This window comes from Kitasatospora sp. NPDC051853 (assembly GCF_044452665.1).
Taxonomy (GTDB): Bacteria; Actinomycetota; Actinomycetes; order Streptomycetales; family Streptomycetaceae; genus Kitasatospora.
Map to the genome: position 1 here is coordinate 61335 of NZ_JBITBY010000018.1, position 18770 is coordinate 80104.

The window sequence follows — 18770 nt, forward strand, 5'->3', positions numbered from 1 at the left end:
TGCACCTGGTCGGGCTGGCCACCAACGGCCGGCCCCGCAGCACGCTCTCCCGGGGCTACTGATGCTGGCGGCCGTGAGCACCTGAACGTCTGTCCGATCGCCTCGACATCGGCTTCCACAGCGGCCCGCTGGACGGCCCCCTCCCCCTCTGCCGTCTCCTCGCGCCTCAGCGCCCGCCCAGGTAGTGGTTGATGCCGTCGCGGATGAATGGCGGGAGGGCGAGGCCGGGGAGCTGGTCGGGGGCGAAGAACTGGAGTTTGACGCCCTCGGCCAGGGGGAGGGTGCTCTCTTCGCCGTCCCAGGTGCCGGCGAAGAAGGTGATGATCTTTCGTGCGGACGTGGCGGTGTCCTTCGTCTCGAAGAGCTCGATCAAGTCGTCGACCGCGAGTTCGGCTTCCTCCAGGAGCTCACGGGCGATCGCCTGGGCCGGGAGCTCTCCCGGCTCGCAGCTGCCGCCGAGCAGGCTCCAGTGACCGGCCCAAGGTATGCCCGGGAGGTCGTCGCGAAGGTGCAGGAGGAGGTCGCCGACGCGATTGGTGATGATCGCGACCGCCCCCCGAGGGGTGACCGTGGACTGCTGGCTGGGATCGGTAGGGAGGTTCATCCGGTCACCGTAGCGAGCTTGGTCGGTCGATCGGCGGGCGAGACACCGAAGGGCTAGGTGTCCGCGTACTGAACCGAGTGCTCCAGCGCGTACGGAGTTGTGTGCCTCACTGACCCGTCTCAGCGAGGTCGCTCTCATGGACCGTTCCGCTCACCGTAGTCTCGTGCCATGGTCGACGAACATGGGGCAACCGACGCCTTCAAGAACCGATGCACGAACGCGGCGCGGACGCTGGAGTCCTGCATCAGCTACTTCATCGAGCGCATCTCGTTGGACGAGTCCAACGAAAACCCCAAAGACAACGCCCTGGGCGTATGGCTGCGCGAGGGGCCGCACAAGCCCGATGTAGTGGTCTCGCTGTCCAACCTCCACTCGGTTCGCCCGTGGGAACCTGAGCTGACGCCCAGCTTCATCGACGGGATCTCCCTGATCCACCTGCCGACTTTGCCATCACCCTGGCCCGCCGAGGCGGTCGGCCGACTCGATCGCTCCGAGGACCTGCCCGAACTGGTCTGTCTGAGGATCGCGGGACCGCTCGAAGTCGACGCTGTGGCCTCGATCGTGACCGTTTTCCAGGCTCAGAGCGACGATGCGGCCTCTGTGCTCCGATGACAGCCTGAAGCCGTTCGACGGCTCAGGAAGCAGCCAAAATTTGATGAGCCTGGTCAACCGCTCAGGCGACGTCGGGTCCCGCCCGACGGCCTGGAGAGGGTTCTTGAGGCAGCAGCTGCTGCCGTTGATGGAGATGACGTCGCAGTGGTACAGGAGCTGGTCGAGGAAGGCGGCGGCGAGGACGGTTGTGAAGTTCCCCCTTGGTCCTGGACAGCGGTTGCTTACGCTGCGGGGGTGAAGTCGTGCTGCAGTCTGGCTCGCGTTTCGAGCGGGGTGATGTAGCCGAACTCGGGGTGCTTGCGGAGCCTGGTGCGGTTGTATTCGACTTCGACGAAGTGGAAGACTTCGGCGCGGGCCTCGGCCCGTGTGGCCCACACGGTCGTGCCGATCTCGGCCTTGAGCAGGGCGAACCAGCTCTCCGCCGCGGCGTTATCGTAACAGGATCCGACTCGGCCCATACTCTGCCGCATCCGCAACTCCCGTATCACTTCCCGGAATTCACCACTGGTGTACTCGCTGCCGCGATCGGTGTGCATGATGCAGCCCCTCTCCAGCTGCCCGCGGCCGGCCGCCATCCGCAGCGCGGCCACCGGCAGCTCGGCGCGGTGACGATCCGCCATTGCCCAGCCGATGACCTCGCGGGTGGCCAGGTCGATGCAGGTCGCCAGATACAACTTCCCTTCCAGAGTGACGAGTTCGGTCATGTCACCGACCAGGCGCATCCCCGGTCGTGGGGCGTTGAAATCCCGGCGGATCAGGTCCGCAGCGAAGACCGCACGCTTCGCCTGCCGGGTCAGACCCCGCCGCCCGCGGCGCGTGATTCCCACGATGTCGTTCTCCCGCATCAGCCGTTCCACCCGCTTGCGGTTCACGACCCGGCCGGCCCGCACCAGGGCAGCGTGAACCCGGGGCACGCCGTAGGCGCCGCGGGAGCCGGCGTGCAGCACCCGGATCTCGTCCACCAGCAGATCCTCGGCCCGGCGGCGTGCGCGCCGGGCCGTCCCGGCAGCCCGATGCGCATAGTAGGCGGAGCGGGAGATGCCCAGCGTGCGGCACAGGAAGGCCACGCTGTACCCGCCCAACCTCGTCCCATCGGCCTTCTCCGCGTCGATGAACGCGTAGCGCGCAGCTACTTCGTCCGGCGATTCGCGAAGAAGGCGGTCGCTTTTCCCAGGACCTCCACGGTCTGCTCCAGCTCGCGAACCTGGCGGCGCAGCCGCAGCAGTTCCTCGCGCTCGGCCGTGGTCAGCGCACCGGCCGGCCCCTGGCCCCGGTCGGTCTTCGCCTGGTTGACCCAGTTGCGCAGCCCCTCCGGGCTGACCCCGAGATCCCGGGCCACCTCGGTCACCGTCTTGTCCGAGGCCAGCGCGAGCTCGACCGCGTCCCGCTTGAACTCGGCCGTGTACCGCCTGCTCTTGTTGCTCTGCTTACTCACTACCTGAAACTGCTTCCTCCGGGACCATCCGTCCCAGTATCAGGCTGTCCAGGTCACAGGGGGAGCCTCAGTTGAGCCTGCCCTTCCTCTTCACGTCCCGTCACCCAGGCCAAGGTGGTGGATCGACGTCAGCTTCCGGGGTGGGAGTGGTGGGGGGACGGGCACGACGCTGTAACCGGTCTTGCCGAAGCGCCCGGTGGAGTCGCTGCGGACCTTGAGGATGAGGACTCAGGCCGGCCACTCCTCAGCGTCCCAGCGATGGATACGCCGCTGGCCGGCGCCCAGGTGCTCGGTGTCGGCGGCGATCGCGGCGGCCTGAGCGTCGTCGGGGGTGTCGGCGATCGTAAGGATTCCCTTACGGCTGACTGATCGTCAAGTAATCCTGACGGACCGCTGCGTTCGTCAGGAAACTCTGACGCATGGTCCGGGCGCGTTCGAACCGACGGAGTGTCAGATGTCGCTTGCCTGCCGGAGCCTGTGGGACCCCGCTTGCGGGGTTGCCTCGCTGGTAGGTCATGCTGCGGCGATGAGCATGCAGCACCCTCGGGAAGTTGGCCACGAGCAGGTCGTGGCCCGGTATGTCGCTGGTGAACGGCGATACCTCAAACTGCTGGGAGGTAATTTCCTTCACCTTGAGCAGGAGGCACGGGCTGCCTTCGTCGCCTCGCTGCAAGCTGACTCCCTCCAGGTGAGCGACCAGGAGATCCGGGCGCTCTTCGCGTATGAGTGGCGTTCCCGGCTGACTGCTGCGTGGCTGGTCGGCGTGGCCCGGCGGGTCGAGTGGCGTGAACGCATCGGGGGCCTTCTGCTGGCCAGTGAACTCACCTACGCAGGCCAGGGCTACTGCTTTGCGCTCGCCCGGTTCGGCAGCCAAGATGACGCGGACATCCTCGTGTCCTATCTGGACCGGTATCTCCCGCAGTTGGAATGCCGGTACGACCAGGGACCCGCCCTTGGAGCTCTCATGCGGCTGGATTCCCAGCTGGGCACACGTCACTCCGCGCGATTCGTTGCTCCGGACGGCCTCTGCGAACGGTGGGTCGATGCGCTTCCGCATACGCGCGGGACCGCGACCGCGTGGGCGGACAGCGCCAGAGCGGCGATCGACGCATGGTGCGGGCCTTGGGAGGCTTGACCTGTCCCAAGTGCGGGGTACCACCTGGCGCACCTACTGGCCCGGCACGGCCGCGGCGTCGAGGCCGTCGACGTGATGCGTGCCCAGGCCGACAACCACCCCGGCGAGGACTGGCTCCTCCACGCCCTGGCCGACCTGTGCCTCGACCAGGGCCGCCCGCAGGAAGGCTTGGTCCACCTCGATGCCCTCAAGGACAGGCGGGGCGGCGAGGAGCAGTGGGACCTGTTCCGGATCCGCCTGCCGCTGATCGCCGCCACCGCCGGGACCGACGCGGCACTCGAGCAGGCACGGGCCCACCCCGAAGGCCACACCCCATACGCCGCCGAAGCAATCGCCAGGACCCTGTACGACGCCGGCCACACCGAAGAAGCCCTCACCGTCCTGGACCCGGCCAACCCTGAAGACCACCCCGGCATGGCCGCCTACCTGATCCACCTCGGCCGCATCGAAGACGCCGTAACCCTCCTCCAACAGGACAACGGCCGCCCCTTCTCCCAATGGGGCGGCAACTGGTGCAGCGAACCCCCGTTCTGACGCCGCGCCACAGAACCGCCCGCAGCCGATCCTGAGGTCGAACTTCGGTGAGACACCGTCAAACTTCGATGAGACAGGACAGAGAGGCCGGTCACCGGTTCGGGGCGGCGGTCTCGATCGCGGCGAGCAGGTGGTGGTGGACGGCTTCGGCGGCCTCGCGGGTGGCCGGGTCCGGGTCTTGGAGCTGTGGGGCGATCAGGGCGGTGGCTGCGGCGAGGACCGGCACCGGCACGCTCGCCGAGCGCAGGTGCATCAGTTGGGAGGCGGCCTGCTCGCTGGGGGTGGCCTGGGTGCGAGCGGGGATCAGGGCGCCGATGCCCCGGGGCTGGATGGTCACCCGCCTCATTCTCCCGGGCTGGGGCGGGTGCCGGTCACCACGGTCGGCCTTCCTGGTCGCCGATGGGCAGGACACCGTGGTGGTACAGGAGCACCGCCTCGAGGAGCGCGGTGCGGGCTTGGTGCCAGCGGACGTCCTCGGTGCGGCCCGCATCCGCCGCCCACCCGGGCAGCGGCCGATCCTGCGCGGCCGCCACCAGGCCACGGCCGAGCGCTCCGATCGCCTCCTGGCAGGCACCGAGACCGCGCAGCAGCGAGCGCACCAGTTCGTCGACGGCCGCGGCGGGATCGGCGCCGAGCAGCCGGGCCTCGCCCGCCGCCTCGGCGAGCACGTCCTCGTCCAGGCCCTCGAAACAAGTGCCCGAAGAACCCAGCCAGCCGGCCTGCAATTACATAGCAGCGACATCCGGAAGCCCCTCATGGATGTGATGTCGGTCCTGGATGAGACCCTTCGCGCATGGATGGCGTGAATGGCTTGGCGATCGGGGCCGGCGATGAGCACGCCGTCGTCGCTCGGTTCCAGCTGGCAGCGGACGGCTTCGGCGGACAGAGCCAGAGGGCGACCGTCCGCCGGGCCCAGACGCTGTTGACCGAAGTGATCGACCGGGCCGGCGTCGGAGAGTTCGACGGAAACGAGTTCGGGGCCGGCGAGGTCACGCTCTACGCATACGGCCCCGACGCCGATGCGCTGTTCGCCGTCATGGCCCCCGTTCTGCGTGATCTTTCCTTCCGTCCGGCACATGTCGTGTTGCGCTACGGTTCGGCAGCCGATCCTTCGGCTGTCGAACATCGCGTGGACCTCTGACAAAGGAGCGGACCCGCCCGACCACACTCGCGAGCCCGCGGAGCAGGACGGGAGCCTGGGGAATTACGTCACCGTCCGCACAAGCAGGTGGCGACCAGCCAAGTCGGGCTCCACCCGCAGGCAATGGAGTGCGGGAGGAGTGGTCCGATCCTGTCGCGCCACCGGGACAGGACCGCAGCGGTGCCCTGCCCGAGACCCTCGAGCAGCGCCTTCCGTCAGCGAAAGAGCCGGGTGCGAGCGCAAGAGGGCTGCTCGGGTGAAGACCTTCCCGGCCGGGTGTCGAAGGTGCGGACATCCACGGCGGTGCCGATTCCGGGGCGTGATGGGAGCGGTAGTGCGGGTGGCCAAGGGGGGGATGAGCAGGGCACCACACGGCACCCGGACAGGCTCTCCCCTGGCGTGCGGTGGTTGGTTGGCGCCGCGCCCTGATCCGAAGGCGCAAGGTGCCGCGAGGTTCTGGACAGCAGGTGCCGCAGGTTCCACCACCATGTTGGCGAAGTCGGTTCCCCGAGAACCCAGCTGGGACTGCCCTGGCCTCACGGCCAGGGCTACTGGCGCCGGCTGCCACAGCTGTACACGGCCGACGAGCTCCGCAAGACCAAGGTCCGCCGCCCCTGCCTCACCTGCGTACCCGAGTAGTGACGCCGAACCGATCCGACGGTGGCCACGGCTTCGCGTACGGCGAATCGACTGCCTCCGGAGGTGACGGGAGCTGCCGGCCGCCGGTGCTGGTCCGTGTCGAGTGGCAACGACGACGGCAGCGAAGGCGGTGATGGTCAGTCGGTCCCCGCACCTGCGGCCAGGTCTGCGATCGCCGCGTGGAGTGCGGCCAGCTCGGCCGGGGTGGGGCGGGCCGGGTCGTGGGGTACCAGCGCGGCGGCGTTCACCACCGCGACGGTGCCCTCCGGGCCCGGCGTTCGGGCGGCGAGGGCGAGCAGGGCGGCCGGATCGGGCGGCGGGGTGGCAAGGCCGTTGCCGAGGCGCCGTAGCGCGTCCGCGAGCGGGGAACGCGGGAAGGGGTAGTCAGCCGGGAGCAGCTCTGCCTGCCAGGTGTGGTCGTCGCCGCGGAAGTCCAGGGTCCAGCCGTCCCAGCCCGGAAGTGGTCGGCGGTGGATGCCGGGCACGGTCTGGACCGCCCAGAGGGAGACGGTGCGGGCCTGTGGGTCGTAGTGGATGCCGGCGTACGGCATGTCGGTGGCCACCGGGGTCGCGGACGAGGACGCGAGCAGGCCGGCCAGGCGGGGCCCGTCGGCGAGGTGCTCCATGGGTTCCCGGCAGCCGCCCCAGGCGCGGACGCTTCCGTCGGGCAGGCGTAGGGAGAGGACGGTCCACGGGTCGGTCTCGTCGGTCTCCGAGGACCAGAGCGGCTCGGAGGGCTCGAACTGGTCCTGCGTGCGGGTCAGGTCCCGGCCCAGGCCGAGGTGGTGGGTCAGGTCGCCGACGGCGTCGTGCGCGAAGCGGACATCCCAGCCGGGCCAGGTCCGGGCCAGGAGGGCGCGGGCGGCGCGGTGCTCGGCCCAGGTGTCGAGGAACATGAACCAGAGCAGGACCTTGCGGTCGTGGTCGACGAGCGCGGCGCCCTCGCACCACACATCGTCCAGCCACTCCTCAGCCTCCCGGTTCGCGCGGAAGCAGCGCGTCGACGCAGCCGGACCGGGCAGCAGATCGGCCACCACCCGCTGGGCACCCCAGTGCGACCAGTACCGCTGCCACCTGCCGTTCTCCACCACCACGTACTGCGCTCGAGCTCCCATGACGGGCGAGGCTAACGCCGTCGAACGACAGACGGCGAACGCTTTTCCAGCACACCGGCACACCGGCACGGACGAGAGCACCCTGGTCCACACCGCGCCCGTCCCTCAGGAACCGCAGCGCATCCGCACCGAGACCCCCACCACTGACCAGCAGACCTACGAACTGTCCCGGGCCGTCGGCATGTGTCGGGCCGAGACCGCCGCCCGCATCCTCGACTCACCTGGCCGGTGCGGCCGTCAGGCCACCCCCCTCGCGGCCGCAGGCCGCCCGTGCGATGCGGAGCCAGCGGTACCGGGTGGTAAACGATTCGTTGTGGTGCTCGCGCGGCGGGCATGATCGCCGGGTGGACTTGACTGCCTTGCTGGCCGCGATCGAGTGCGGCGACGACATCCCAGTCCTCGAATTCCTGGACTTCGAGGACACGCCAAGGGCCGAACTCGGCGATGACGACGGTCTTGTGCTGCTGGCCGCCGCCGCGTACGCGGGGCGTCACGAGGTCGTGGGCCGGCTGATCGAGTGGGGCGTCGACCCCACGCGGCCCTGGGCCGACGGCACCGACCCGGTCACCTGGGCCGCCGAGAGCGGCGCCTTCTGGGTTCTGGAGGCATTGCTACGCCCTGAGGGCGACCCGCTGCGTGCCGACAGTTCGCACCGCCGCGCGCTGCGGGCGGCCCAGAGCGCTCTGAAGGCCGGCACCGGTGCCGGGTCGCTCCCGCCTCCGGCCCACCGGGCGGTGATCACCGCCATGGAGGCGAAGCTCGGTGTCCAGCGGAAGCCGGACGAGCTGATGGCCCGCGCCCTGGTCCACGCCGACCCCGACCACGACGACTGGCGCATATCGCTCTTCCGCATCGCTGACGGGGACAGCCGGGCAGCGTTCGACTGGGCCCGGACGGTCGCCGAAGAAGCCGATCGCACCGGCGACCTCCACCGCCGACGCTTCGCACTCGACACGGTCAGCGTCCTGGACCTCGGCCTTCACCTCGGCAACGAGGACGATCCGCCGCCGCTGCCGCGGGAAGCCGCTCAGTTCCTCCGCCCCCGTCTGGACACCGAGCAGGACCCGCACGCCCTGCGCTGCGTTCTCGCAGCCTTCATCGACTGCTGCTCCCGTGAGGAACTCCCGGCCGTCCTGACGCACGCCGGCCACCCCGCCTCGGTCGTCCGCAGCTGCGTCGTCCACGCGTTCCCCGAACTCCTGGAGCACCACCCCGACACGCTCGCCGTCCTCCTACGCCTGGCCGAAGACCCCATACCCAGCACCCGCACCAACGCGCTCTACAGCCTCACCTTCCCGCCCCACGGCACCCGGCCCGACACCCCCCACCTGCGCACCGTGCTCGCGGCACACCTCACCGACCCCCATCTCGAAGTCCGGTTGGAGGCCGCCGCGGCCCTGGCGCTGCGGGTGACGGACGCGGCACAGCGGTACTCGACGAGATCCGCCAAGGCGTCAAAAACCTCGGCAGCCGCGGCGCGGGCCGTCTCATGGGCCTCGACTACCAGCTCCGCGCCCTCACCCGCAGCGCCGCCCGGTAGCCGGCCTACAACGCACACCGGCTGCCGCCGGGTCCACCGACGACCTGAGGCATCGGATCATCACCCAGCACATCCCCGGCCCCGACGCCGCCCGGCTCCTGGACTCCCACGCCGCCGGCGCCGGTGACCGCGCCTTCCAGGACGTCCTGGCGGCCGCGCTCGGCGAGCACTACTCCAAGGAGGTCGGCCACCGCGCCGCCGACCTCCACCGCCGCCGCGTCTTCTTCCTGCCGCCCCACGACCGCGACCTTGACCCCGAAGGCCTCTACGCCGCCGGCGCCCCCGGCGAAGCCGTCGACCCCCGCACCATCGAACCCCGCACCGTGGGCGAGAAGACACCCCGCTCCCAACGCGGCCGCACCAGCTCGTAACCACGCCCAGCACCCCCGGAGGCCCGCACGGGGAGGGGCCGCCGGACCAGTCGGCGACACGCCTTGGCCCGTGCCCGGCGTGGCCACCCGGCCGGGGCGCTGACCACGCCGTCCGGCCGCACTTCCAAGGCCCCGCAGAGGACCCTGGTGCAGCGAGCGTGCTGTCGCCACCCAGCGAGAGGGAGGTCGGGATCTGTTTGGCGGCCGCGGAGGGGCAGCGTCGCCGCTGACCGACGACACCGCTCAGGAGGACAACGGTGGGGGAGATCGACGAGGGCCTGGAGCGCGCCGAGCGCACCCGGCCGATCCCGCAGTCCGTGGCCGCCCGGCCGCGGTTCCTGCTCAAGGGCCACAAGGGCTCGACCAAGCGGCTGGCCACTGAGCTCGGCGTCTCGCAGCGCACGGTGCAGCGGTGGCTGAAGGGCGCTTGCGTGCCCAAGCCGGCAGCGGCCGAGCGGATCGAGCGTCAGGTGAAGGCGCGCTGGCAGCCGAGGGTGCGTCAACGGGTGCGCCGGGAGGCGCAAAAGCGCGGCTTCATGCTGCACGTCCAGGCCCGGTTCGGCTTCACCTCATCCGCCGGCCCCACCGACGACCCCCGCCCGCGCACGCTCACCCAGCTGATGCCCGGCTCGGTGGCCGCCAGCCTCTACGCCGCCCGGGACGCCGGCGCCACCCACACCGAGCAAGAGCGGATCCTCGCGGACGCGCTCGGCGAGCACTACTTCAAGGACGGCGGCCACCGCGCGGCCGGGCTCGGCGTAGAGCTCACGGACTTGGAGTGGGTCGACATCGAGGGCATCTGACCTCTGAAGCACGCCACCGGCGTCGATGGCGGGGCGGCTGATGGGCAGATCTCACACGTGGCAGCGCACGTTGACGAGCAGCGTGTCAGCGGGCAGGGCGATGAGATAAGCCTGCACCCCCAGGTGCTCCATACCGAAGTCCGGCTCGTGGACGCACTCGAGGGGACCGTGGCATGTGCCGTGCAGGGGAGCCTCGCCAAGTTCGTACCACCACCCACTGAGCGTCAGCACGTTGCGCTGTGGCAGAACGCTGAACTCGTAGCCCGCAACGTACTCTTCGCGGCTGCACTGTCCGATTCCGACCGGATTCCAACCGAAAGAAAAGTGGTCCGCGATGTCGGGCCGGTCCAGCTCCGGCGCTACAGCCTCCCAGGCCCGGACGGCCGGCTGCGCCTGGTAGTCGGCGGCTTCCTGCGATGTCTCGTACGAGCGCCTGCTCCCTCCGGCGGCCAGGTGCCGGTAGAAGAACACGGATTCGTCGTCCGGGGCCGGGTGGCGGGAGACCACCTCCTGCCAGCGATCCCACACCCGGCCCGCGTGATGGGCCGCTTCGGCCCGCAGGGCGTCGCGGAAGTCGATCAGCCCTCGCGGCCCTCCCGCGCACTCCCCGGGCACTGCAGGCTCCAACGAACCGTCCCAGCGGGGGCGGTCAGCGACCAACCGCAGATCGTCCTCATGGCCTGCCAGCACCGGCAGACCCACGGAACCGCAGATCCGATAGTTGTCCCACACATCCCGCTCCACGGCGCCCACGCCGTCATTGGCAAACGGTGCCATCGCTTCCGCAACCGCCTCGTCCACCCTCCTCGCAGCCGAACCGGGCAGGCAGACGGTGATCGACATTCCAGCCATCCCGGGATCGTATGCACCAGGTTCCCCACACGCCATCTCATTGTTCGGTCGCCAATCAGCACAACGGGGCGCGCTCAAGGGCGTTCACAAGCTGGACGATGAGCAGCCGTACGACCTGCGCCGAGGGGAACACCACGTAACCGCGATGACGCCTCGCCAGTTCCCTCGGCCCCGCCCCCTGCAGCCGGGCCCGAGCGGCCAGGTCCAGCACGGCGGCCACTTGGCGCCGGCTCCGCGCTCGCGTCGGCTGCCCCTGACGCGAACGCCAGCGGCCGGATAGTGTCAGGATCTCGGTTCGAAGATCACTGGGCGGGGAGGCCACGATGGTGCGGGTGGAGCGGGGTTCGGGCCGGCTGTACGGGGCGATGCTCGTGTTGGCGGTGGTGGTCCTGCTCGCGGACCAGCTCACCAAGCTGTGGGCGGTCGCCGCGCTGTCCGACGGCGAGCGTATCGCCGTGATCCCGTCGCTGATCCACTTCCGGCTGCTCTACAACCCCGGCGCCGCCCTCTCCCTGGGCGCCGGATCGACCTGGGTGTTCACGCTGGCGGCGGCAGCGAGCGTGGCCGGCATCCTGTACACCGCCCGCCGCCTGGCCTCGAGGGCTTGGGCCCTGGTGCTGGGCGCGATGCTCGGCGGTGCGCTCTCCCACCTCGGCGACCGGCTGTTCCGGGCCCCTGGCCCGGCCCGCGGGCACGTGGTCGACTTCATCGACTACGGCCCGTTCGTCGGCAATGTCGCCGACATCGCCCTGGTCGCCGCCGCCACCACCCTGATGCTGCTCACCTTGCGCGGGGTGCAGCTCGCCGGTGCCCCGGCCGAGAAGCCCGCCTGAGCACCGGGCTGACGAAGCCTCAGGGCGGAAGAGAGCCGGCCGTGGCAGTGCGGGCGTGCGCTGATCCTCCAAAGGCGCGAGCTCTGCCTGATCCGCCACCAGAAGCCAGACGGCACCGAGCCGTTCTGCGCACCCGGCGGCCTGGTCCACGAGGGCGAGAGCACCATCGACGCGCTCGCCCGCGCGCTGGCCGAGGAGCAGGCCCGGACGTCGTCGCCCTCCCGGAGCCGCCGTAGCTGCGCCACGTTCAGGACCAGCTCACCACGCGGCCCGGCCGGCCCGGCCTGTTCCACCGGCTCCACCTGGTGCACGTCGTCCGGGTTCCGTTGACGGTGCGTCAGGGCATCGCGGTGGCCGAGCTGGACGCCGACGATGTCGCCGAGGTGGTCTGGGTGGACGTCTGCGCGCGGCTGGCCTGCGCCTCTACCCGGCCGTCGGCCCCGCCCTGGTCACCCTCAACGATCCCGCCGACCCGGTGCACCTGGCACCGATGACGGACGACTCGTACAGCTGGCGCTGACCCCGCCGGGCGACTGGCGGATCGTCAGGGAGCGTCACCCGTGACGCGGGCGAGCAGTCACTGAGTCACCGCCTTGGCGACGCCGCCGAGCACACTCGCGGACACCAGCACGGCGGCCGACCGCCCTCGCCGAACCGGTCGACGGTGCTTGGCCATGGTCGCAATCCCCTCCCTGGCACGGCATCCGGCCGGGCCCCCGGCCCTGATCCTGGGCCAGCCGCGCAGCGCAGCCAGGCCCGCCGAGTGGTAGCGAGTGTGGTCAAAGTGTTCGGCGGGTCCGTGACCGGGTCAGCGCAGCAGCGCCGCCATCAGCTAGGCCAGCAGGGCCAGCACCCACCCGAGGGCGGCACCGGCCAGCACGTCGCCGAGCCTGGCGAGGAGTCGGCCGACCGGCCGCTGCGGTGACCGCCAGGCGGACCACCTGCCGGAGGGCGCCGGCACCACCGCCGCTCCCGGTGCAGCGGAGCGCCGCTCCCGAACAGCCCGCCGTCGCTCGGTGCCGTCCCACCCCGCCGCGCCCGTCTCCTGGCCGCGCGGCCTCACCCCGGCAACGTCGCTCTCCTCGTCCCAACACCCGGCTGGTGAACAGCCGAACCCCGACGTCCGGGGTTCACAGCGCCGCACCGTAGGCATCCCAGGACGCCGGTCAAGCCCCTCCCGCCACGTGTCCCAGTAACACGGAAGGGTGCTGCGCCCCAGGCGCGGGTAGCGGCAGCGTCTGACCGGGGGTGGGATCGGTGTTCAGCTGGCGGGAGTGCCCGTCTCGTCGGACAGGCCGAGGTGGTCCTGAAGCGTACGCCGGCCGATCTCGGTGAGAGCGACGGCGCGGCCGGTACCGATCCGAGTGATCCAACCGGAGTCGAAGGCGTGGCGGCACAGGGCGGCACCGACGGCACCGGCCAGGTGGGGGCGGCGTTCGGTCCAGTCCAGGCACGAGCGGACGGGTGGACGCCGTGTGGCGGGCGGTAGCGCGATGCCGAGATCGGCCAGCCAGACGGTCCCGTTGCCGGTGAGTGTCAGCCCCTGCTCCCAGTCCAGCAGCCCCCGGTCGGTCATCGCCTCGGCGATCGCGACCCCGAGGGCGCCCGCGAGGTGGTCGTAGCAGGTGCGGGCGCGGGCCAGCGCCCGGCTCCGGTTGACGGCGGGCAGTGAACGGGACGCAGCGACACGTCGAGGCGCCATGGAGGCAAGGGTCTCGATCAGTTGGGCCGTCTCGGGATCGGCGAGGCGCACGTAGCGATGACGGCCCTGACGCTCCTGGGCGAGCAGTCCTCCGCCGACCAGGAGGTTCAGGTGCTCGGTGGCCGTCGAGGCGGCCACCCCGGCATGGCGCGCCAACTCGGTCGCGGTCCATGCCCGACCGTCCAGGAGGGCCAGGCAGAAGCTTGCGCGGGTGCCGTCCGCGAGAAGTGCGGCCAGAGCGGCCAGGTCCGGGCCCTCCGGGTGCGCGTCATGGTTTCTCATCGCCGTCCATCATCCACCAGCGATCCTTCGGTGGGGTCCGAAGTGTCTTCACCCTACGGTCGACTCCCATGGACACCGCTACACGCAGCACCATGCCCACCAACACGTCGCCCGCCCATGTGGCCATCGAGCCGAGCATCCTGTACTTCGGCACGCCGGTCGTACTGCTCTCGACGGAGAACGAGAACGGCTCCTTCAACCTCGCGCCGATGTCCTCGGCCTGGGCACTGGGCCACGTCATCGTCCTCGGTCTGGGCCCCGGGGGATAGACCGCGCACAATCTCCGCAGTCGACCCGATCTCGTCATCAACCTCCCCGCGCCCGCCCAGTGGCCGGCGGTGGAGCGGCTGGCGCCGCTGACCGGACGCACCCCGATACCCGTGGACAAGCGCGACACCTTCCGTTTCGAGCCGGACAAGTTCGCCGCTGCCGGCCTGCGACCCGAACCCTCCGATCTGGTCCGGCCGCCCAGGGCCGCCGAATGTCCCATCCAGCTGGAGGCCCGCGCAGCCCGGGTCCAACCCGATGCCTCCGGGGCGTTCCTCATCGTCGAAGCCCACGTGCTCAAGGTCCACGCCGATCCGCGCATCGTCGTCCCCGGCTCCCAGCACGTCGACCCGACCGCGTGGAGCCCGCTGATCTACAACTTCCGTCACTACTACGGACTGGGCCCCGAACTCGGCCGCAGCTTCCGCTCCCAGACACCCCGGCAAACCCACTGACCGACCTCGGCACCACTGTCACCCGGCCAGTTGCCGGTTACTGGCACACGCTCCTAGTGCTTCTGCTGTTCGAGGTTCTGCCGCCGCAGACGGCGAAGCTCCTCACGTTCGGCACTGGTCAGCTCGCCCGCACCACCGTCACCACGGTCGGCCTGGTCCCGCTTGACCCAGCTCCGAAGGCCCTCGGGGCTGACCCCCCTGGCCACCTCCGTGACCGTCTTGCTGGACGAGCGGGCCAGCCTCACGGCGTCCCGCTTGAACTCCTCCGAATACCGCTTGCCCTGCTTGTTGCTCACCTGGCTCTACTTCCTCTGGAACCTCACGTCCCAGTCTCCAGGTGTCCAGGTCCACGGGGAGGCTTCACCAGGGGCAGGTGGTGGTGCCGGACTGCGCCCCGGTTCGGTGGTGGTCCCTGCTGGGGTCCGGGGTGATGGGGGTCTGTGTGCCGCGTTCGGATCGTGTGGTGTCAGCGGGATGCGGCTTCGTGTCAGGGGTTGCTTGGAGGCTGAGCCGCAGGGGGATGTACAGCAGGGCTGGAACGCTGACGTTGGCCCGCACCTGCACTGACGTGTGGCCGCATGGGCCGGTAACTTCCGGTGCGGCCTCACAGCACGTAATGGGCGGTCAGATTGCGGTGGCCGGCGCTGCCGCAGCCGGTCCTGCAGTGATCCGGTCAGTCTGGGCGGCGGTGATCTCCCGGATCACCAGCAGCAGCATGACCCCGGAAGCGGCGGTGAGCACTGCGACGTACGGGGAGAACATCGGATTCGGCAGGGACCGAGTGGCGAGCAGCGCCACGACGACCTTGACCAGCCGGGTCCACCACCATCCCTCGACCAGCCAGGCGCGGCCGGCGAGTCCGCTGGCACGGCGGACATCGAGTGTCACCCGGCGCGGGATCCACAGCATGGCCACCGGGATGAGCCACCCGCCGATCGCGAAGCCGGGGCTGTACCGGTGGGTGCCGGGGGCGAACGCCTCTGCGTTGAGCCGGCACCGGCGGAGCCAGCAGATCACCGCGACCAACGAAACCGCGCTGAGGAGTGTCATAGCAGGCACGGCCTGCGGGAACGTTTCCGCTGCGCCCTCTCCGGTTGCCACCAATACGGCCTGTGCCAGCAACTCGATCCAGATCACTGCCTGTGCGACGGTCGACAGCACTCTCGGGTCGCGCACCGCCAGCGTCACAGGAGCGGGTGCCGCACTGGGTATTCCGGGTTGCATGCTGATTCCATTCAGGAGCACTGCGGTGCTGGTTACCTGCAGAGACAGGAGAAACCTAGCGGCACCGCGGCAGCCCAGTCCACAGGCTTGATCACGGTCCCCCTGGTCAGTCAGCCGCGGTGTGTGGGCCCGCTGGCGGGGTGCTGTGGGTCGGGGGGTGTGGCTGCGTTCGGGGGTGTCGGGGGGTGTCGGGGGAGAATCCGGCGATGAAGAAGTTCCGCAATCCCTCCTACGGGTTTTTCGCGTTCATGGCCATCGTCGGTGGTGTCGTCCTGTTGCTTGCCGACCTCGACAAGTTCCAGGACTTCCCTCGGGGTGACACGCCTTTGAGGCTGCTCGGCTACGCGGGCCTGACGGTCTTCGGGGTCCTGGCCACCCGTATCACGGTCGAGGTGGGTCCGCAGGGGGTGCGGGTGGTCAACCTGACCGGGACCCGCCGGGTGCGCTGGGCGGACATCACCGGGATAGCCCTGGAGACGAGCCTGGTGCTGACCCTGGCCGACGGGTCGCGGGTCAAGTGCGTCGCGGTCCAGCCGACCAACTTCGAGAACGCTTCGGGCCGCGAGGGCTACGCCCACCGTGTCGTGCAAGAACTCGACGTCATGAGGGCCAGAGCCTGAGCCGCCAGGCCGCGCCCGATCGGCCTGCCCGGCTCGGTCGTCTCTGCCGCTGGCCGGGCTGTGCAGCTGGGATCCGCCTGCCTTCGGCCGGGAGCGGCCCGCTCCGCCCGTCTCCGGCCGGGCTGCGCCTGGCCGCCCCATCCCGCCCCGCCCTGGGCCGGGTGCCCTGCCCGGCCGCCCGGGCCGGGCAGGGGGTGGGGTCGCGTGGGCGGGCGCCAGGTGTCGCACGGGGGGTGGTGTCGCGTCGTGTGAGGTGGGTGAAAGGGGCTGGAGCCCCCGCGTGGGGCCGGTGCGCGACAGTCGCGACAGGGGGCTGCGGTGCCCCTCCCGGTCTGGCCCGTCCCTGGGCCGTCCGGTGCTGCTGTGCCTGGCCGTCGTCCTGGGCACGGTGGCCGGCTTCTTCCTGGGCTGGGACAGGGGGTGCCCCAGCCTTGTCCCACCTGCGTCTCACCGTGCCCGGTTATGTCCGTTTCGCTGGGACGTCCCAAGCCGTTTTCCCAGGCAGTGGCGTTTCCGGTCCGGGGCTGGGACAGGGCGGGGACACGCCCGTGCCGGTCCGGCTGACCTGTCTCATCGAACTTCGACGAGTCTCACCGAAGTTTGACCAGGGCGGGTTTGTCTCATCGGAGTTTGACCACCCGGTTCAGAGATGATGCTCCGACCCGGTCCGGTGGGTGTGACTGCCCTGATGGGAGGCAAATTGGGTTGGCGGGTCTGCAAGGTGGTGCTAGGAACTGCGGGTGACAGTGTTTGCGTGTGTGGCCTGTGGATCTGCGATCACCGGACCGTTGACCGAGCTGGCTGAGGTCCCTGTTCGTCCGATGGAACAGGGCTACCCGAAGGACGGTGGGACGCGGACGGCGTACGCCAACGTGCCACGGGGGTACTTCGCGGTGGAACCGGAGCCTTGGGGCGCACCGTTTGTGCCCTGCGAGGACCCGGTGGCGATCTTCCCCGGAGGCCCGTGCGTCTGTGATCCAGACGGTGACGACTTCCTGGTGTCCGCAGGGCCGCGGAGGACGGTGGTTCTTCATCCCGGCGACGCGCCGGGCCTTGAGCCGCTTCGCGTCCCGGACTTCGAGGATGCCGGCTGCTGCGGGTATTCGGGCAGGGGTGGGATGAACCGCCGGTGCCCGTGCGGTGCCCCGGTCGGCACGCAGATCAGCGACTGCTCGACCCCGTACGAACTGCACCTCGACCCCGGACAGGTCCGTCAGCTCGTGGCCTGATGGAGACATGTTGGCGGTGCAGTGCTGCGGCCGGTACCGCCGATGGATGGGCCGAACGTCGTGCGGTCAAACTTCGTTGAGACTCGTCAAACTTCGATGAGACGGGTCACCGGCCTGCCCGCCTCCGCCTGGCCGGGTGTGCGGCTCCGCTGTGGGGCCGTCAGGCCGGGCTCGGTGTACCGGTGCTGGCGGTCCGTCAGGAGGGTGCCCGGCCGGGGAGGGTGCCGCAGGCGCCCCGCGCCCCCGCTCCGGGCCTGCCACGGCCCCGTCACCGGCCCTGCTGCCGGGCCGCCGCGCCCCGGCCCCGCCCCGTTGGTGCGGCCGTCAGGCCGGCACCCCGACGCGGCCCCCGGGCCGCCCGCTCGAGGACCAGGAGGAGCTGCCCGCCCCCGCCCGTCTCCGGCCCGGCTGCGTCACCGCTCCCTCGCCTCCCCCTCGGGCTGCGCCGGGCCGTTGCCGGTGCCGTAGGCACCCGGCCCCGGCCCGGTTGTGGGGCGGTCAGGTCCCGGCCCGCAGCCGTCCACCGGTGCGGCCGCCGTCAGGCCGGTCCTGTGCGACCGCAGGTGGCCCGCAGCGGGACCAGGAGGAGCTGGTTGAGCCGGAGGGCCTGGTGGTGTGCCGGGCTGCGCCTGGCCGTGGCGCCGGGGTTGCTGGTTTGGCTGCGGGTGGGGTGGTCGGGGTGCTGGGGTGGTGGCCTGTCGGGTGGGTGTGGTGCCCGGGGTGGAGCGGGAAGGAGTGTTGGCGGTGTCGGATTTCGACGAGCTGTTTGAGAGGGTGCGGGCCGAGCGGCGTGAGACCGAGGCGTTGGCGGCCGGGCGTGGGCCGAAGCCTGCCCCGGTGGTCCCGCTGACCGGGTACGAGCTGATGCGCGCCCTGGGGGCCTGGGCGCTGGAGAAGTACCTCGTGGCCGGGATCGCGCCGACGTACCCCTCCAACGCCGCGGGGCCGTGGCATCCGCGCCGTGTCGTGGCCCGCCCCGCTCCCGAGCCCGGCCGGTGGTGGCGGCGCCGGACTTCTGCGGGCCCGCTGGAGTACGAGCCGGTTCCCGACCTGTGGGAGATCTTCTCCTACGAAATCTCCTATGACGTCCAGGGGAAGTACGTACCGGTGGAGCCGGGAATGTACGACAGCGGCGGCGGGGGCTACTACGAAAAGGAACAGATCAACGCGCGGGCGGTTGTCTGTACCGACCGTGAGGGCAACCTTGTTGATTTCCGGCAGGGCTGCTGTCTCGCAATCGATAACAAGGACCGGCCGTTGTTCGGCGTCGTGATCAGCGACGAGGACATTAAGCACCTCGTCATGAACACGGTGGACCGCGCGATCCGGAGAGAAAAAGAGGCCGGGTAGCCTCAGTCGGGATTGCTGTCGCATCGG

21 protein-coding genes and 2 pseudogenes are annotated in these 18770 nt (G+C 70.4%); 12 read left to right on the forward strand and 11 right to left on the reverse strand.

Annotated elements, in window-relative coordinates:
- Nucleotides 1-166: 166 nt before the first annotated feature.
- Nucleotides 167-604 carry an NUDIX domain-containing protein gene (locus tag ACIA8O_RS37075; protein WP_396298469.1) on the reverse strand — a complete coding sequence of 146 codons (438 nt, stop codon included), beginning with the start codon at nt 602-604 and terminating at the stop codon, nt 167-169.
- Between the two features lie 168 nt (nt 605-772).
- On the opposite strand from ACIA8O_RS37075, the gene ACIA8O_RS37080 reads away from it, so the two are divergent.
- Nucleotides 773-1216 (forward strand): hypothetical protein, encoded by a 444-nt coding sequence (locus ACIA8O_RS37080; protein WP_396298470.1) that lies wholly within the window; start codon nt 773-775, stop codon nt 1214-1216.
- A 221-nt stretch (nt 1217-1437) separates the two neighbouring features.
- Here the strand turns inward: ACIA8O_RS37080 and ACIA8O_RS37085 are convergent, their stop codons facing one another.
- Both ACIA8O_RS37085 and ACIA8O_RS37090 read right to left on the reverse strand, forming a co-directional pair.
- Nucleotides 1438-2328, reverse strand: a complete 891-nt coding sequence (locus ACIA8O_RS37085) for an IS3 family transposase (RefSeq protein WP_396298538.1) — start codon at nt 2326-2328, stop codon at nt 1438-1440.
- A 17-nt stretch (nt 2329-2345) separates the two neighbouring features.
- A complete protein-coding gene (locus tag ACIA8O_RS37090) occupies nt 2346-2651 on the reverse strand; it encodes a transposase (protein WP_396298471.1) in 306 nt (101 codons plus the stop codon).
- Nucleotides 2652-3177: 526 nt separating this feature from the next.
- Between ACIA8O_RS37090 and ACIA8O_RS37095 the strand changes: the two genes are divergently transcribed.
- Complete coding sequence (locus ACIA8O_RS37095) at nt 3178-3786, forward strand: DUF6000 family protein (protein ID WP_396298472.1); 609 nt, start codon at nt 3178-3180, stop codon at nt 3784-3786.
- Nucleotides 3787-3858: 72 nt separating this feature from the next.
- The gene (locus ACIA8O_RS37100) at nt 3859-4320 is read left to right on the forward strand and encodes a hypothetical protein (protein ID WP_396298473.1); all 462 of its coding nucleotides are present in this window, start codon (nt 3859-3861) and stop codon (nt 4318-4320) included.
- Between the two features lie 91 nt (nt 4321-4411).
- Here ACIA8O_RS37100 and ACIA8O_RS37105 read toward each other — a convergent pair whose 3' ends face one another.
- Nucleotides 4412-4657, reverse strand: coding sequence for a hypothetical protein (locus ACIA8O_RS37105; protein WP_396298474.1), 246 nt, complete (start codon nt 4655-4657; stop codon nt 4412-4414).
- Between the two features lie 34 nt (nt 4658-4691).
- Nucleotides 4692-5045, reverse strand: coding sequence for a hypothetical protein (locus ACIA8O_RS37110; protein ID WP_396298475.1), 354 nt, complete (start codon nt 5043-5045; stop codon nt 4692-4694).
- Between the two features lie 68 nt (nt 5046-5113).
- Here ACIA8O_RS37110 and ACIA8O_RS37115 point away from each other — a divergent pair, with 68 nt between their 5' ends.
- Nucleotides 5114-5461: a hypothetical protein gene (locus ACIA8O_RS37115; protein WP_396298476.1), complete on the forward strand. Its 348-nt coding sequence runs from the start codon at nt 5114-5116 to the stop codon at nt 5459-5461.
- A gap of 776 nt (nt 5462-6237) precedes the next feature.
- Here ACIA8O_RS37115 and ACIA8O_RS37120 read toward each other — a convergent pair.
- Complete coding sequence (locus ACIA8O_RS37120) at nt 6238-7215, reverse strand: hypothetical protein (RefSeq protein ID WP_396298477.1); 978 nt, start codon at nt 7213-7215, stop codon at nt 6238-6240.
- A gap of 344 nt (nt 7216-7559) precedes the next feature.
- On the opposite strand from ACIA8O_RS37120, the gene ACIA8O_RS37125 reads away from it, so the two are divergent.
- From ACIA8O_RS37125 to tpg, 3 genes and pseudogenes are all read left to right on the forward strand, one after another.
- On the forward strand, nt 7560-8882 hold the full coding sequence (locus ACIA8O_RS37125; protein WP_396298478.1) for a hypothetical protein: 1323 nt from the start codon (nt 7560-7562) through the stop codon (nt 8880-8882).
- Between the two features lie 73 nt (nt 8883-8955).
- A pseudogene (locus ACIA8O_RS37130) lies at nt 8956-9126 on the forward strand (DUF6009 family protein); the annotation flags it as partial.
- A 257-nt stretch (nt 9127-9383) separates the two neighbouring features.
- Nucleotides 9384-9929, forward strand: a complete 546-nt coding sequence (gene tpg, locus ACIA8O_RS37135; RefSeq protein ID WP_396298479.1) for a telomere-protecting terminal protein Tpg — start codon at nt 9384-9386, stop codon at nt 9927-9929.
- 51 nt (nt 9930-9980) lie between these two features.
- On the opposite strand, the gene ACIA8O_RS37140 is transcribed toward tpg, so the two are convergent.
- On the reverse strand, nt 9981-10772 hold the full coding sequence (locus tag ACIA8O_RS37140; protein WP_396298480.1) for a hypothetical protein: 792 nt from the start codon (nt 10770-10772) through the stop codon (nt 9981-9983).
- Nucleotides 10773-11104: 332 nt separating this feature from the next.
- Here ACIA8O_RS37140 and ACIA8O_RS37145 point away from each other — a divergent pair, with 332 nt between their 5' ends.
- Entirely contained in the window at nt 11105-11614 is a 510-nt protein-coding gene (locus ACIA8O_RS37145) for a signal peptidase II (RefSeq protein ID WP_396298481.1), read from the forward strand.
- Between the two features lie 63 nt (nt 11615-11677).
- Nucleotides 11678-11944 carry an NUDIX hydrolase gene (locus ACIA8O_RS37150; protein WP_396298539.1) on the forward strand — a complete coding sequence of 89 codons (267 nt, stop codon included), beginning with the start codon at nt 11678-11680 and terminating at the stop codon, nt 11942-11944.
- Nucleotides 11945-12446: 502 nt separating this feature from the next.
- Here ACIA8O_RS37150 and ACIA8O_RS37155 read toward each other — a convergent pair.
- Together ACIA8O_RS37155 and ACIA8O_RS37160 are read right to left on the reverse strand one after the other, a co-directional pair.
- Nucleotides 12447-12575: a hypothetical protein gene (locus tag ACIA8O_RS37155; protein WP_396298482.1), complete on the reverse strand. Its 129-nt coding sequence runs from the start codon at nt 12573-12575 to the stop codon at nt 12447-12449.
- A 300-nt stretch (nt 12576-12875) separates the two neighbouring features.
- A complete protein-coding gene (locus ACIA8O_RS37160) occupies nt 12876-13598 on the reverse strand; it encodes a winged helix-turn-helix domain-containing protein (RefSeq protein WP_396298483.1) in 723 nt (240 codons plus the stop codon).
- 68 nt (nt 13599-13666) lie between these two features.
- Here ACIA8O_RS37160 and ACIA8O_RS37165 point away from each other — a divergent pair.
- Nucleotides 13667-14320, forward strand: a pseudogene (locus tag ACIA8O_RS37165) (flavin reductase family protein).
- 53 nt (nt 14321-14373) lie between these two features.
- On the opposite strand, the gene ACIA8O_RS37170 reads toward ACIA8O_RS37165, so the two are convergent.
- Both ACIA8O_RS37170 and ACIA8O_RS37175 read right to left on the reverse strand, forming a co-directional pair.
- A complete protein-coding gene (locus tag ACIA8O_RS37170; protein WP_396298484.1) occupies nt 14374-14616 on the reverse strand; it encodes a transposase in 243 nt (80 codons plus the stop codon).
- Between the two features lie 328 nt (nt 14617-14944).
- Nucleotides 14945-15457 (reverse strand): DUF4328 domain-containing protein, encoded by a 513-nt coding sequence (locus ACIA8O_RS37175; RefSeq protein ID WP_396298485.1) that lies wholly within the window; start codon nt 15455-15457, stop codon nt 14945-14947.
- Between the two features lie 293 nt (nt 15458-15750).
- Here ACIA8O_RS37175 and ACIA8O_RS37180 point away from each other — a divergent pair, with 293 nt between their 5' ends.
- Nucleotides 15751-16164 carry a PH domain-containing protein gene (locus ACIA8O_RS37180; protein ID WP_396298486.1) on the forward strand — a complete coding sequence of 138 codons (414 nt, stop codon included), beginning with the start codon at nt 15751-15753 and terminating at the stop codon, nt 16162-16164.
- A gap of 1973 nt (nt 16165-18137) precedes the next feature.
- Nucleotides 18138-18743 carry a hypothetical protein gene (locus ACIA8O_RS37185; RefSeq protein WP_396298487.1) on the forward strand — a complete coding sequence of 202 codons (606 nt, stop codon included), beginning with the start codon at nt 18138-18140 and terminating at the stop codon, nt 18741-18743.
- The last annotated feature ends 27 nt before the right edge of the window (nt 18744-18770 follow it).

Bases quoted from the DNA above. Each gene is read 5' to 3' on its own strand.
- ACIA8O_RS37075 (WP_396298469.1), bottom strand. From the start codon at position 604: ATGAACCTCCCTACCGATCCCAGCCAGCAGTCCACGGTCACCCCTCGG.
- ACIA8O_RS37095 (WP_396298472.1), top strand. From the start codon at position 3,178: ATGAGCATGCAGCACCCTCGGGAAGTTGGCCACGAGCAGGTCGTGGCC.
- ACIA8O_RS37115 (WP_396298476.1), top strand. From the start codon at position 5,114: ATGGATGGCGTGAATGGCTTGGCGATCGGGGCCGGCGATGAGCACGCC.
- ACIA8O_RS37140 (WP_396298480.1), bottom strand. From the start codon at position 10,772: ATGTCGATCACCGTCTGCCTGCCCGGTTCGGCTGCGAGGAGGGTGGAC.
- ACIA8O_RS37180 (WP_396298486.1), top strand. From the start codon at position 15,751: ATGAAGAAGTTCCGCAATCCCTCCTACGGGTTTTTCGCGTTCATGGCC.
- ACIA8O_RS37120 (WP_396298477.1), bottom strand. From the start codon at position 7,215: ATGGGAGCTCGAGCGCAGTACGTGGTGGTGGAGAACGGCAGGTGGCAG.
- ACIA8O_RS37080 (WP_396298470.1), top strand. From the start codon at position 773: ATGGTCGACGAACATGGGGCAACCGACGCCTTCAAGAACCGATGCACG.
- ACIA8O_RS37160 (WP_396298483.1), bottom strand. From the start codon at position 13,598: ATGAGAAACCATGACGCGCACCCGGAGGGCCCGGACCTGGCCGCTCTG.
- ACIA8O_RS37145 (WP_396298481.1), top strand. From the start codon at position 11,105: ATGGTGCGGGTGGAGCGGGGTTCGGGCCGGCTGTACGGGGCGATGCTC.